This is a genomic window from Klebsiella sp. JN_Kp126 (assembly GCF_033843325.1).
GTDB lineage: Bacteria > Pseudomonadota > Gammaproteobacteria > Enterobacterales > Enterobacteriaceae > Klebsiella > Klebsiella michiganensis.
Genome location: NZ_JAWXQV010000094.1, coordinates 1 through 13,122 on the forward strand (window position 1 = coordinate 1; position 13,122 = coordinate 13,122).

A 13,122-nucleotide genomic window follows, 5' to 3' on the forward strand; every position below is an offset into this window, starting at 1 on the left:
GCTTGACGCGCCTTGCCCGGGCTACAGGTTCACCGCCGTCTGCGGGCCGGTAGCCGGACAGATGCGCAGCATCGCCTCCGGGGAATTCAGCCACGCTGCGCACCGCTCCCGGGGGCGGCGCTTGACGCGCCTTGCCCGGGCTACAGGTTCACCGCCGTCTGCGGGCCGGTAGCCGGACAGATGCGCAGCATCGCCTCCGGGGAATTCAGCCACGCTGCGCACCGCTCCCGGGGGCGGCGCTTGACGCGCCTTGCCCGGGCTACAGGTTCACCGCCGTCTGCGGGCCGGTAGCCCGGATAAGGCGCAGCAGCGCCGCAATCCGGGACAGACAACAGGAATATTATTCGATACCTTTGCTGCGCAGATAATCTTCGTAGTTACCGGTGAAGTCCACAACGCGCTCCGGCGTAATTTCAATCACTCGGGTCGCCAGCGAGCTAACAAACTCACGGTCGTGGGAAACAAAGATCAGGGTGCCCTGATACATCTCCAGCGCCATGTTCAGCGATTCGATCGATTCCATATCCAGGTGGTTGGTTGGTTCATCCATCACCAGGATATTCGGTTTTTGCATCATCAGCTTACCGAAAAGCATGCGGCCTTTTTCGCCACCGGAGAGCACTTTCGCCGGCTTCTTGATATCGTCCTGGCTGAACAGCAGACGACCCAGGATGCTGCGCACCGCCTGCTCATCATCGCTTTCCTGTTTCCACTGGCTCATCCACTCGAATACCGTCAGATCGTTTTCAAATTCATACTCATGATCCTGCGCGTAGTAGCCAATCTGCGCGTTCTCAGACCATTTAACGGTACCGTTATCGGGCGTCATATCGCCGACCAGGGTTTTCAGCATCGTGGATTTACCTACGCCGTTGGCGCCCAGAATGGCAAGCTTCTCCCCCACTTCCAGCAGCAGATTGACGTTTTTAAACAGCGGGCCGTTATCAAAGCCTTTCGCCAGCGCTTCCACTTCCAGGGCGTTACGGAACAGCTTCTTATCCTGCTCAAAGCGAATGAACGGGTTCTGACGGCTGGACGCTTTCACTTCGTCCAGCTTAATTTTGTCAATCTGACGGGCGCGCGAGGTCGCCTGGCGAGATTTAGAGGCGTTGGCGCTAAAGCGGCTGACGAATGATTGCAGGTCGGCAATCTGCGCTTTTTTCTTGGCGTTATCCGCCAGCAGACGTTCACGCGCTTGGGTCGCCGCGGTCATGTACTCATCGTAGTTGCCCGGGTAAACGCGCAGCTCGCCGTAATCCAGATCCGCCATGTGGGTACAAACCATGTTCAGGAAGTGACGGTCGTGCGAAATGATGATCATGGTGCTGTCGCGATCGTTGAGGGTCTGCTCCAGCCAGCGGATGGTGTCGATGTCCAGGTTGTTCGTCGGTTCATCAAGCAGCAGGATATCCGGGTTGGAGAACAGCGCCTGCGCCAGCAGCACGCGCAGCTTCCAGCCGGGAGCGACTTCGCTCATCGGGCCGTAATGCTGTTCAACCGGGATGCCGACGCCGAGCAGCAGTTCGCCGGCGCGCGCTTCAGCGGAGTAGCCGTCCATCTCGCCGTACAGCACTTCCAGGTCAGCCACTTTGTAGCCATCTTCTTCGCTCATCTCCGCCAGGGAGTAGATACGATCGCGCTCCTGCTTCACTTCCCACAGGTCGCCGTGGCCCATAATGACCGTATCCAGCACGCTGAACTCTTCAAACGCAAACTGATCCTGACGCAGCTTACCGATACGCTCGTTCGGATCGAGGGAGACGTTGCCCAGCGTCGGCTCAAGATCGCCGCCGAGGATCTTCATAAAGGTGGATTTGCCGCTACCGTTGGCGCCAATCAGGCCGTAACGGTTGCCGCCGCCAAATTTGACGGAAATATTTTCGAACAGCGGCTTACTGCCGAACTGCATGGTGACGTTGCTGGATACTAGCACGGGGTTATCCTGAAAATAGAGAATGAGAAGTGTGATGAACCAGACATTATGCCAGCAAATGCTTCACTTTTCACGGGGCGTTATAAAATCATCAATGACGCCTGTGTTAGGGTCATGTCATATTGCGCGGTTACACTGCTTAATGCGTAATTTTTTACCTTAATCTGGAAGGAACCTATGACCACACTCTCCCGCCATCCGGCTTTCTTATCGCTGCAGGGCGGTATCAACTTTCGTGACCTGGGCGGCCAGCGTACCGCCGACGGCCGTCGCGTGCGTACCGGGAAATTATTCCGCTCCGGCTCGCTGCATATGATGACGGCAGATGACCTCACCCATCTGGACGCGATCCCGCTTAGCCGAGTGATTGATTATCGCGACCCGGGCGAAGTGAATCGCAGCCCCGATAAGCTGAACGAAGCGGCTCACTACCTCAACGCCCCGGCGAATCCGCACGTTCGCGACGTCAACGCCAAAGTCACCGAGCTCAACGCCGCCACCCTGAACGCCCTTAACGGCGAGCAGTTTATGCTGGCGCTCTACCGCCAACTGCCGTTCAATAACGCCGCTTATCGCCAGTTGGCCGGTTGGCTGATGGAGCCTTTCGACGGCGCGCTGCTGCAGCACTGCGCGGTGGGAAAAGACCGCACCGGCGTTGGCTGCGCGTTGACGCTGTTCGCCCTCGGCTGCGATCGTCATACGGTCATGGAGGAATATCTGCTCACCCAGGGCATGCTGACGCAGGTCGAAGATTTCATGCTCCAGTCCCTCGGCAATGCGCTGACCCCCCGCGGCCGGCAGAACCTGGCGGAAATGATGACGGTGCATGAGTCCTACCTTGCCGCCGCACTTTCGCAAATCGACGAACGCTACGCCAGCGTCGATGCCTGGCTGGAGAAAGAGTATCAGCTCACGCCGCAGGCGCGAGAAGCGCTCCAGTCGCGGCTTCTGGAGGGGTAATCCCCTCCCGTTTTCAGGCTGCAGAGCCCGCGTTGACGGGCTACACTCAGGGTCACAGGAAAAAAATGTGATTTCGTACACATCTCATTTACCTGTTTGCCGGAAAGCACATATAATGCGCTCCCATCGACTTCCTGTTTAAACTGACAAAGGCCTGTGCGGCATTAACATCGCCCACGACATAAAGATTATGAAATTATCAACACTCTTCGCGGCAGCCTTCGCCATCGTGGGCTTTTGCAACACAGCTTCTGCTGTAACCTACCCTCTGCCCACCGACGGCAGCCGTCTGATTGGCCAGAACCAGGTGATCACCATTCCGGAAGGCAACAAGCAGCCGCTGGAATATTTCGCCGCTGAATACCAGATGGGTTTATCCAACATGCTGGAAGCCAACCCGGGCGTGGACACCTTCCTGCCGAAAGGCGGCACCGTGCTGAATATCCCGCAGCAGCTGATCCTGCCGGACACCGTGCATGAAGGTATCGTCATCAACAGCGCGGAAATGCGCCTCTACTACTATCCGAAAGGCACCAACACCGTCATCGTGCTGCCGATCGGCATCGGCCAGTTAGGCAAAGACACGCCGATCAACTGGGTGACGAAAGTTGAGCGTAAAAAAGCCGGTCCGACCTGGACGCCTACCGCCAAAATGCACGCTGAATATGCCGCAGCCGGTGAACCGCTGCCGGCCGTTGTTCCTGCCGGCCCTGATAACCCGATGGGCCTGTACGCGCTGTATATCGGCCGCCTGTACGCTATTCACGGTACCAACGCTAACTTCGGCATCGGCCTGCGCGTCAGCCACGGCTGCGTGCGTCTGCGTAATGACGATATCAAGTTCCTGTTTGAAAACGTGCCGGTCGGCACCCGCGTTGAGTTTATCGATGAGCCGGTAAAAGCCACTACCGAGCCTGACGGCAGCCGCTTCATTGAAGTTCACAACCCGCTGTCCACCACGGAAGAGCAGTTCCAGGGCGGCGAAATCGTGCCGATTAACCTGACCAAATCAGTACAGGCGATTACCAGCCAGACTGACGTAGACCAGAGCGTGGTCGATCAGGCGATCCAGAACCGTTCCGGTATGCCGGTGCGTCTGAACTAAAACGCATCGCACAGAGTGGCGGGCCCGGTGCCCGCCATTTTTTTATCCGTTATTGACCAGAATAATTCCGCCGTGGTCGTAGCGATAGTGGCAATGGGCATACTCCAGCGGGGTACCGTCCTCCAGATAGATCACCTGCTCCACCTCCAGCACCGGGTCGCTCGCTTCGCAGTTGAGATGCTCCCTGTCCAGCGCCTGCGGTTTCATAGCCCGCACCACCCGATACGATCCCATCATCTTCAGCCCCAGCGTCTCCTGCACGTAGCGAAATACCGAGCTTTCGAGATGCGTTTTATTCAGGCCAGGCACCAGCGCAACGGGCATCACGGTGAGGTCCAGCGACACGGGTTCCTCGTTGAGCAGCCGCAGGCGGACGAAATCATAGACCGGGGCATCGGCGTCAATCAGCAACGAGCTTTGCTCTTTTTCCGACGGAAAACGCAGCTCGAAGCGAATCACCCGGCTGGTCACTTCCCCTAAATGTTCCCAGGTTTTGGTGGCGCCAAAATAGTCGCTGCCGGGCAGCTCCCACTGCGAAAGCTGGAGGAAGTTTTTGCGCACGAAGGTTCCCTGCCCCTTACGGGTGTAGATAAGGCCTTCGACAATCAGCTGGCGCATCGCCTGCTGGATGGTCATCCTGCTGGTGCTGAACTCCGCCGCTAAGGCGAACTGGTCGGGTAACGGCGCGCTGGCGGGATACTGCCGGCTGATAATACGTTTTTTGATTTCCCGCGCGATACTCAGATATTTGGCCGTCATTCCCGGATCCTTTTACGTGTCTGATAGTGGCTGGCGGGCAGAATATACCATCTGCCCGCGCGAGGCGCCGCTACATCTCTTCGCCGTGACTGCGGATGGCCCGCTTCAGCCAGGCATAGCTTTTCTTCGGGACGCGCTTAAGGTCCTTAAGGTCGTGGTTTTCACGGTTCACGTAGACAACCCCGTAGCGCTTGCGCATATCGCCCTGCGAACTGAGAATATCGATTAATCCCCAGCCCAGATAGCCAATCACCCGCGCGCCGTCCTCAAACATCGCCTCTTTCATGGCGTTGATATGGTCGCGATGATAGGCGATGCGGTAATCGTCAGCGACCGGATTTTCGCCGTCCCAGGACTCAATCACCCCGATGCCGTTTTCAATCGGGAATACCGGCAGACGCCAGTCGTTGTAGTAGCGGGTAATGATGGTGCGAAAGCCCAGCGGGTCAATCTGCCAGCCCCACTCGGTGGCCTGCAGAAAGTCATTCTTTTTATCGCCAAACTGCATGTAGTGGTTCACCGGCGTGCCCGGCGGGATCGGGTCGCTATCCAGCGCCTTGCTGGCGTAGTAGCTAAAGGCCAGATAGTCGATTTTAACCTGCGCCATCAGCGCCAGATCCTCTGCGCGGTAGATATCCGCAAAGCCTTCGCGGGCGACAACGTGCATGACCTCCGGGCTGTAGCCCTCTCCGGCGAAGGCGCGCAGCAGGTTCTGGTTTAAAAACTCATCAAGCTGCTGGGCGCAAAGGATATCGCGCGGTTTGCAGGTCGCCGGATAGACCAGCGCATGGGCCAGCATGCCGCCCATCAGGCACTGCGGCTTCGCCTGGTGCAGATACTGCGTCAGGTGCACGTGGGCCATCATCACGTGGTGCTGGATCTGATACAGCTCGCGCAGGGTCTTCTCGCCGCACATATAGCCTGAAATCAGAAACGCGTCCGGCATGTGGTAGAGGTTCTGTTCATTAAAGGTCAGCCACCACTTCACCTTGTCGCCAAAGCAGTCGATCATCTTCTGCCCGTAACGAATAAAGGCTTCCATCACCCGACGGTCGGTAAAACCGTTGTAGCGTTCAGCCAGCGACAGCGGCATATCGAAGTGATAGAGGCAGATCATCGGCTCAATGCCGCGGGCAAGCAGTTCATCGATAAACTGGTGATAAAAGGCGATACCTTCTTCATTGAACTCACCGTCGCCTTCCGGGCAAACGCGGCTCCAGGCAATCTGGAAGCGGTAGCAGTTCATGCCCAAATCCTGCATCAGGTCGAAGTCTTCCCGGTAACGGTGGTACGAGTCGGTTGCCACCTTCCAGTCGGACGCAAATTCCGCCGGCTGACGGATATCGTAAACCGACATCCCCTTCCCGCCCTCATTCCACGCCCCTTCGGTTTGCATACTGGAAACCGAGTTACCCCATAAAAAATCTGCCGGTAGTGTTCTGTTCATCGCTCGCACCTATGACTAGTCATATTAATTTCATGACTAGTCATATAAACGAAATTCTCCCGTCAGGCAAAGTCCAGGATCGCGTTTTGTGAGCGCAACGGATAAAAAAACCGGATCGCGAAACAGACGATCCGGCGTGCAAGAGAGGAAGTTACTGCTGGGCGAGCTGGTCGCGGCGGTATTCGCCCTGGCGCTCCAGCATCCAGCCCGGATACTCTCGCGGCAGCGCGCTGACCGCGTCAAGCCGCGCCAGTTCATCATCATTCAGGGCAATGCTGGTCGCCGCGAGGTTATCGGCGAGCTGCTCAGCGCGCTTCGCGCCAATAATCACGCTGCTTACCGCCGGCTGATGCAGCAGCCAGGCCAGCGCGATTTGCGCCACCGAAACGCCCTTCGCATCGGCAATCTCGCGCATCACATCAATGCAGTCAAAAGCCCGCGCTTTATTCACCGGCGGGAAATCAAACTCCTGACGGCGGCCGCCGCTCGCCGAGTGCCCATCGCGATCGTACTTACCGCTGAGCAGCCCTCCCGCCAGCGGGCTCCAGACCATCAGGCCCAGGCCTTCGCTCTGCATCATCGGCACCAGCTCGCGCTCCAGATCCCGTCCGGCAAGGGTGTAGTAAGCCTGTAACGAGGCAAAACGCGCCAGCCCCAGACGTTCGGAAATGCCCAGCGCTTTGACTATCTGCCATGCCGCCCAGTTCGACACGCCGATATAGCGGACGTGCCCGTGCTGCACCAGGTTATCCAGCGCATACAGCGTCTCTTCGATCGGGGTTGCCGGATCGAAGCCATGGAGTTGATAGAGATCGATATGATCGAGCTGCAGGCGACGCAGGCTCTCCTTCACGCTGCCTATGATGTGATAGCGCGAACTGCCGCGCGAGTTCACGCCTGCGGTGCCGGTTTCGCCAAACACTTTGGTCGCCACGATGACGTTTTCACGCGGCACTTTCAGATTCTTCAGCGCCTGGCCGGTAATCTCTTCCGAGCGCCCTTCTGAATAGACGTCAGCGGTGTCGATGAAGTTGATGCCCGCATCCAGCGCGCTGCCCACCAGCTGCTCTGCCTCCGCCTGGCGCAGCTGCCCCACTTTCCCCCACAGGCCGCCTTCGCCGCCGAAGGTCATGGTGCCGAGGCACAGCTCAGAGACAAAAAGGCCGGTATGGCCCAGTTTTTGATAACGCATAGGACTCTCCTTCAATCAGGGTGATTCACCATCGTGAATAACGTTATACCCCGGAAAAGGAGAGCGCGAATGTGGCGTTTCTGTCCGTTTCTTGCCCAATTCTCTGAAAATCAGAGCTGCAGCAATCCGTACCCTACCAGCGCGGCCCACAGCAGCATGGGCAGAGAGTAGATATGGAAACGCCACCAGATACGGCGATCGCCAGCCATGCGCAGCGCAATCAGGTTTGCCAGAGAGCCCGGCAGCAGGCCGAACCCGCCGACGTTTACCGCCCAGGCCAGCAGCACCGATGGTGGAACGTAATTGAGCAGCAAAATGGTCGCCGGGACGTTGCTGATAAACTGCGACAGGCCAATCGACGTCAGCCACAATCCGCCTGCCGAGAGCTGGCCGACGCCGTTAAGCGCATGCTGGAGAGCCGGTAGCTGGGTCAACAGGTGAACGTCAATAAACATCGCCATGAAGACCAGCAGCAGCGTCCAGTCGACGTGGATAATGACCGCCCGCGCCAGCAGCAAAAAACCCAGCGCGATCAGCGCCAGTCCCCACAGCTCCTGCTTCAGCTCTAAGGCGGTCAAAAAGACCCCATAGAACGCCAGGCAGCTCCAGACCAGCTTTGGCCGCCAGGAGGGCGCCCTGTCGCTACTCTGATAGTCGAGACGCTTCGCGGGGAAACAGAACCAGCACAGCGCCAGCAGGGTGAGCATCATCGCTGCCGCCAGCGGCAGCATCTGGCCGATAAAGGCCGGAAAGGAGAGGCCCGAGCGCCCCCAGAGAAGAATATTTTGCGGGTTACCTATGGGCGTTAACAACGACCCGGCGTTCACCGCCAGCGCTTCAAAAATGATGAGACGGCTTGTCGGGATGGCGCACCATTTTTTCAGAGTCAGCGTGAGCGGCACGACGATGAACAGCGCCACGTCGTTGGTTAAGAAGGTGGATAGCAGCGCGGCCGCCAGCACCATAAAGATGGCCAGCTGGCGCTCGGTCACAAAGCGGCGCGCCATTTTGCGACCTATTACGTCAAAATAGCCGCTCAGTTCAATACCTTTGGTCAGAAGCATCAGTCCGCTAAGGGTGATAATCGTATGCCAGTCAATGGCGTGTGACCAGCCTGCAGGGGCAAACGGAACAAAAAAGCTTAAAACAACGCCGACGATCAGCAGCAGATGCAAAAAACGGTCGCGGATTAGCGACTGAACAAAGACGAGGTTCATTCTCCCGGTGACCCCCGCTTGAGGGTAAACTGTTTAAACATCGCCAGCGTCTCTTCGCTGACGTGGTGCTCCATGCCTTCGGCGTCGCGACGCGCAATTTCCGGGCTAACGCCGATCACCAGTAAAAAGTTTTCGACAATCTGGTGGCGTTCACGGCTTTCATGCGCCAGCTTCTCACCTTCCGGGGTTAAAAAGATCCCCCGCCATGGGATCTGTTCGATCAGACCAACGCTGGCCAGTCGTTTTAACATTTTCGCAACCGTTGGCTGCGACACCCCAAGACGCGCGGCCATGTCCACCTGACGGGCTTCCCCCACTTCCATAATCAGATCGGAGATCAGCTCCACGTAGTCATCAATCAGCTCCCGACGATGCGCCTCGCGCACCTGACGAAACCCCTCAACGTGTTCTTCGACATTCACTAGCTGCGTCACTTTTTTTGTTATTGGCTTACCTGCGCGACGGTTCATTGTGCTTCCTCATTCCTGTGACGCATCAAGCATCATATAAAAGGATCCCTATTGTAATGGATCGCGCACAGAGAACAAAAAATTAACGTTTTAGCCATAGCTATAAAATATAGCCTGTGCTATATCTGTATGTAATACACACATCCTTCAAGGAGTGAAGGACGAAGTTACAGGAGGTCGAGATGAATGAATTCAAGAGGTGTTTAAACGTGTTTACCCATTCTCCTTTTAAAGTACGGTTAATGCTTGTCGGTATGCTGTGCGATCTGATCAACGGCAAGCCCCAGCAGGATAAACCCAACAACTAATGCGGCGTCGCGGTACGCCGCTTCATTTTTCTGTCATAATTTCCCGTCAAACTGGCTGATTACTCAGCGCTACGGCAACTTTTTTCAAGTTTTGTAAGCTTCCTCCCAAAACAATCCGTTATGGATGGTTGACCTTAACATTTGCAAGCCCTATCTTTTGTCAGCCCTGCCACTACTGCGGCTCGCAGAGACCCTCTTCACGCACTGTCCAGCAGGTTTTACCCCTTGATGCCAGGGGACGCACATGGCTCTTTTTGATTGTTTACTATGAATGTCACGCTGAAAGAAACGCTGGTCGCCCGCGGACTGGTACTGAACCCATGGACAGGATTCTACTTTTTACAATCGCTGTTTATTAATCTGGCGCTGGGCTACGACTTTAGCCTGCTCTATACCGTTGCTTTTACCTGCGTGCTGCATCTGCTGTGGCGCAGCTTTCCGCGCGCGCAAAAAGTGGCGATCGGCGCCTATTCGCTGCTGGCGGCCATGTACTATCCTTTCGGCCAGGCCTACGGCGCGCCCAATTTCAACACGCTGCTGGCGCTGCATGCCACAAACATCGAAGAGTCCACCGAGATCCTGACCATTTTCCCGTGGTACAACTATCTGCTGGCCGTGTTTATCTTTGCGCTCGGCGTGATTGCCGTACGGCGCAAGCCGGATGCATCGGCGCGATGGGGGAAAATGGAGACGCTGGGGCTGCTGTTCTGCACCGCTATTTTCTTTCTCCAGCCGGTGCAAAACCTCGCCTGGGGCGGCGTCTTTAAGGTTATCGATACCGGTTACCCCGCTATACGCTTCGTTAAAGATGTGGTGGTGAATAATAATGAAGTGCTGGATGAGCAGGCGCGAATGGCGCAGCTGGCGAATATGAAAGACAGCTGGCACGTGCTGGCGGTAAAGCCCAAATATCATCTGTATGTGGTGGTGATCGGCGAGAGCGCGCGTCGCGATGCGCTCGGCGCCTTTGGCGGCCACTGGGACAACACCCCGTTCGCCAGCTCGGTAAAAGGCTATCTGTTCAATGACTACGTTGCCGCCAGCGGTTCAACGCAGAAATCGCTCGGTTTAACCCTCAACCGGGTGGTCGATGATAAACCGCAGTTTCAGGATAACTTTGTCACCCTCGCCAACCGCGCCGGTTTTCAGACCTGGTGGTTCTCGAATCAGGGGCAAATTGGCGAATACGATACGGCGATTGCCAGCATCGCCAAACGCGCGGACGAAGTTCAGTTCCTCAAGAACGGCGATTTCGAGGCCAATAAAAACACTCAGGATGAGCAGCTATTAAAGCTGACCGCGCAGGTGCTTGCCACCCGCCGCACCCAGCCGCAGCTGATTGTCCTGCATTTGATGGGTTCGCATCCGCAGGCCTGCGACCGCACTAAAGGGAAATACGCGGTTTTTGTTCAGTCGAAAGAGACCTCCTGCTATCTCTACACCATGACGCAAACCGATACGCTGCTGAGCGATCTTTATACTCAGCTACAAAACTCGGGCGAAACCTTCTCGATGACCTATTTTTCCGATCACGGTCTGGCTTTTAAAGAGCGCGGGAAAGAGGTGCAGTATCTGGCGCACGACGATAAGTACCAGCAGAATTTCCAGGTCCCCTTTATGGTGATCTCCAGCGATGATAAAGCGCATAAGGTCATTAAAGCGCGGCGGTCCGCCAACGACTTCCTCAGCTTCTTTTCGCAGTGGACCGGCATCAGCGCTCAGGAGATTGCCCCGCGCTATCGTTTTATCTCGGAACAGAAGGCCGGCCCCATCTACATCACTAACTTCCAGCTGAAGAAAGTGGACTATACCCATCTGGGTACCAACGCGTTTACCGTCAATTAACAGAGTCGCGTGAACCGCAGGCAAAAAAAATCCGCCCCTTGAGGCGGATTTTTTATATCACCGGAGTGATTAGAAGCGGTAACCTACGCCAGCAATCCAGGTGCCAACGTCAACGTTACGAATGCGAGACTGCTCGTAGGAGAAGTCCAGAGCAACGTTTTCGATCGGGTTGAACTGCAGACCAGCACCGTAAGAGAAACCGTAGTCGCTCATGTCAGATTTGTTCGGGTAGCTGTTGTCCTGGAATTTACCGTAACCAACACCCACTACGCCGTAGATGCTCGCCCAGTCATTCAGACGGTAAGCCGGACCTGCGGTGATGCCGTAGTACTGGCCTTTTTTGTAAACGCCAGACTCAGAACGATCTTTTTCGGTGTAGGTGAAAGAACCGATAACACCCAGCGGGTTGTTGTCTTGCTCGTAGCGGTACTTCAGGTTGAAACCGCCTGCTTTGTTCGCTTCACCCTGCATATCGCTCTGCGCGTAGCCACCGGTAACGGTAGAAGTCGCGGCGAAAGCAGTGGTACCTACGGATGCAGCCAGAACAACGGCCAGTGCTGAAAAACGTGCAATTTTATTCATAACCACCTCAAATGTGTTTCTAATAAGTCCTAAGCCTTAAATATAACAAAAACTTTTGGGAAACTCTTTTCACTTTACATTGTCTAACGTACTTTTTCATGTAACTAAAGGTTTCTACGTTTCTATAACAAACTGGAAAACAAACCTTTTTTACAAATATACTCCTATTAAGGCTCATAAAGCGCCAGACGTGTATCCAGATTATTCCTAATCTTCTGGTGAAATTATCTTCAACTCCGCGCTATTGTACTGCTTTTACACCCCTTTTTTTCAACATTAGCTCAACCGGCGCGGGGTAATTCATTTACACTGGAACCTTTACTGCATTTGACAAAATTGACAGGAGAAAGGATGCCCGGCTCGTCCCGCAAAGTACCGGCATGGTTGCCGATACTGGTTATTTTAATTGCCATGATTTCGATCCAGAGTGGCGCCTCGCTGGCCAAGTCACTCTTCCCGCTGGTGGGTGCGCCGGGCGTTACCGCCCTGCGCCTCGCGCTCGGCACCTTCATCCTGGTGGTTATCTTCAAACCCTGGCGCCTGCGCTTTGCCCCGGAGCAGCGCCTGCCGCTGCTCTTCTACGGCCTGTCGCTCGGTGCGATGAACTACCTGTTCTATTTATCGATTCAACGCATTCCGCTAGGCGTCGCCGTCGCGCTGGAATTTACCGGCCCCCTGGCGGTGGCGCTCTTTGGCTCCCGTCGCCCCCTCGATTTCGTCTGGGTGGCGCTGGCGGTGCTCGGGCTCTGGTTTCTGCTGCCGCTGGGGCAAAGCGTGGCGCAGATCGATCCCATTGGCGCGCTGCTGGCCCTCGGCGCTGGCGCCTGCTGGGCGGTCTACATTCTGACCGGCCAGCGCGCCGGCGAAGAGCATGGCCCCGCAACGGTCGCTATGGGGTCGCTGATCGCTGCGGTGGTCTTCGTCCCGATGGGGATGATCCAGGCCAGCGATACGCTCTTTCAGTGGGGGCTGCTGCTGCCGGGACTGGGGATCGCCATTTTATCGACCGCGCTGCCCTACTCTCTGGAAATGGTTGCCTTGACCCGCATGCCCAGCAAGACCTTTGGCACCCTGATGAGCATGGAGCCAGCTCTCGCCGCGCTTTCCGGAATGGTGTTTCTTGGGGAAACGCTAACCGCGACCCAAACGCTGGCGCTGGGGGCGATTATTCTTGCCTCGATGGGCTCCACGCTGACAATGCGTCGGGAAACGAAGATACAGAAGGTCGACATCAGCTAGCGAAAAGGAGCTGATTGACGAGAAACTCAATCATCTCCTTAATTTATAAACTATTTTTCCTGACT

General features: G+C 56.1%; 12 protein-coding genes. 5 read left to right on the top strand and 7 right to left on the bottom strand.

Annotated features, from left to right (window positions below; genetic code table 11):
* Window positions 1-340: 340 nt before the first annotated feature.
* The gene (locus SIK97_RS26120) at window positions 341-1,933 is read right to left on the bottom strand and encodes an ABC-F family ATPase (protein WP_032748859.1); all 1,593 of its coding nucleotides are present in this window, start codon (window positions 1,931-1,933) and stop codon (window positions 341-343) included.
* 177 nt (window positions 1,934-2,110) lie between these two features.
* Here SIK97_RS26120 and SIK97_RS26125 point away from each other — a divergent pair, with 177 nt between their 5' ends.
* Both SIK97_RS26125 and ldtB read left to right on the top strand, forming a co-directional pair.
* Window positions 2,111-2,893, top strand: a complete 783-nt coding sequence (locus SIK97_RS26125; RefSeq protein WP_032748858.1) for a tyrosine-protein phosphatase — start codon at window positions 2,111-2,113, stop codon at window positions 2,891-2,893.
* Window positions 2,894-3,083: 190 nt separating this feature from the next.
* Entirely contained in the window at window positions 3,084-3,998 is a 915-nt protein-coding gene (ldtB, locus tag SIK97_RS26130; RefSeq protein ID WP_004130773.1) for a L,D-transpeptidase, read from the top strand.
* A gap of 42 nt (window positions 3,999-4,040) precedes the next feature.
* On the opposite strand, the gene SIK97_RS26135 is transcribed toward ldtB, so the two are convergent.
* The 5 genes from SIK97_RS26135 to mntR form a co-directional block, all read right to left on the bottom strand.
* A complete protein-coding gene (locus tag SIK97_RS26135; RefSeq protein ID WP_004849131.1) occupies window positions 4,041-4,757 on the bottom strand; it encodes a GntR family transcriptional regulator in 717 nt (238 codons plus the stop codon).
* 70 nt (window positions 4,758-4,827) lie between these two features.
* Window positions 4,828-6,204 (bottom strand): glycoside hydrolase family 1 protein, encoded by a 1,377-nt coding sequence (locus SIK97_RS26140; RefSeq protein WP_032748856.1) that lies wholly within the window; start codon window positions 6,202-6,204, stop codon window positions 4,828-4,830.
* A gap of 151 nt (window positions 6,205-6,355) precedes the next feature.
* Window positions 6,356-7,396 carry an aldo/keto reductase gene (locus SIK97_RS26145; RefSeq protein WP_032748854.1) on the bottom strand — a complete coding sequence of 347 codons (1,041 nt, stop codon included), beginning with the start codon at window positions 7,394-7,396 and terminating at the stop codon, window positions 6,356-6,358.
* Window positions 7,397-7,506: 110 nt separating this feature from the next.
* Window positions 7,507-8,613, bottom strand: coding sequence for an anion transporter (locus SIK97_RS26150; RefSeq protein ID WP_057173026.1), 1,107 nt, complete (start codon window positions 8,611-8,613; stop codon window positions 7,507-7,509).
* On the bottom strand, window positions 8,610-9,083 hold the full coding sequence (mntR, locus tag SIK97_RS26155; protein WP_032748851.1) for a manganese-binding transcriptional regulator MntR: 474 nt from the start codon (window positions 9,081-9,083) through the stop codon (window positions 8,610-8,612). Before mntR ends, SIK97_RS26150 begins: the two co-directional genes overlap by 4 nt.
* Before the next feature lie 182 nt (window positions 9,084-9,265).
* Here mntR and mntS point away from each other — a divergent pair, with 182 nt between their 5' ends.
* Entirely contained in the window at window positions 9,266-9,391 is a 126-nt protein-coding gene (gene mntS / locus SIK97_RS26160) for a manganase accumulation protein MntS (protein WP_004100500.1), read from the top strand.
* A 267-nt stretch (window positions 9,392-9,658) separates the two neighbouring features.
* Complete coding sequence (locus SIK97_RS26165; RefSeq protein ID WP_057173027.1) at window positions 9,659-11,236, top strand: phosphoethanolamine transferase; 1,578 nt, start codon at window positions 9,659-9,661, stop codon at window positions 11,234-11,236.
* Window positions 11,237-11,305: 69 nt separating this feature from the next.
* On the opposite strand, the gene ompX is transcribed toward SIK97_RS26165, so the two are convergent.
* The gene (gene ompX / locus SIK97_RS26170) at window positions 11,306-11,818 is read right to left on the bottom strand and encodes an outer membrane protein OmpX (RefSeq protein ID WP_004130755.1); all 513 of its coding nucleotides are present in this window, start codon (window positions 11,816-11,818) and stop codon (window positions 11,306-11,308) included.
* Between the two features lie 351 nt (window positions 11,819-12,169).
* On the opposite strand from ompX, the gene rhtA reads away from it, so the two are divergent.
* Window positions 12,170-13,057: a threonine/homoserine exporter RhtA gene (rhtA, locus tag SIK97_RS26175; protein ID WP_004100495.1), complete on the top strand. Its 888-nt coding sequence runs from the start codon at window positions 12,170-12,172 to the stop codon at window positions 13,055-13,057.
* Window positions 13,058-13,122 lie beyond the last annotated feature (65 nt).

What these genes read in the sequence shown, in the direction of transcription:
- SIK97_RS26125 (WP_032748858.1), top strand. Translation starts at nt 2,111, where the DNA reads ATGACCACACTCTCCCGCCATCCGGCTTTCTTATCGCTGCAGGGCGGT.
- ldtB (WP_004130773.1), top strand. Translation starts at nt 3,084, where the DNA reads ATGAAATTATCAACACTCTTCGCGGCAGCCTTCGCCATCGTGGGCTTT.
- SIK97_RS26135 (WP_004849131.1), bottom strand. Translation starts at nt 4,757, where the DNA reads ATGACGGCCAAATATCTGAGTATCGCGCGGGAAATCAAAAAACGTATT.
- SIK97_RS26140 (WP_032748856.1), bottom strand. Translation starts at nt 6,204, where the DNA reads ATGAACAGAACACTACCGGCAGATTTTTTATGGGGTAACTCGGTTTCC.
- SIK97_RS26145 (WP_032748854.1), bottom strand. Translation starts at nt 7,396, where the DNA reads ATGCGTTATCAAAAACTGGGCCATACCGGCCTTTTTGTCTCTGAGCTG.
- SIK97_RS26150 (WP_057173026.1), bottom strand. Translation starts at nt 8,613, where the DNA reads ATGAACCTCGTCTTTGTTCAGTCGCTAATCCGCGACCGTTTTTTGCAT.
- mntR (WP_032748851.1), bottom strand. Translation starts at nt 9,083, where the DNA reads ATGAACCGTCGCGCAGGTAAGCCAATAACAAAAAAAGTGACGCAGCTA.
- mntS (WP_004100500.1), top strand. Translation starts at nt 9,266, where the DNA reads ATGAATGAATTCAAGAGGTGTTTAAACGTGTTTACCCATTCTCCTTTT.
- SIK97_RS26165 (WP_057173027.1), top strand. Translation starts at nt 9,659, where the DNA reads ATGAATGTCACGCTGAAAGAAACGCTGGTCGCCCGCGGACTGGTACTG.
- ompX (WP_004130755.1), bottom strand. Translation starts at nt 11,818, where the DNA reads ATGAATAAAATTGCACGTTTTTCAGCACTGGCCGTTGTTCTGGCTGCA.
- rhtA (WP_004100495.1), top strand. Translation starts at nt 12,170, where the DNA reads ATGCCCGGCTCGTCCCGCAAAGTACCGGCATGGTTGCCGATACTGGTT.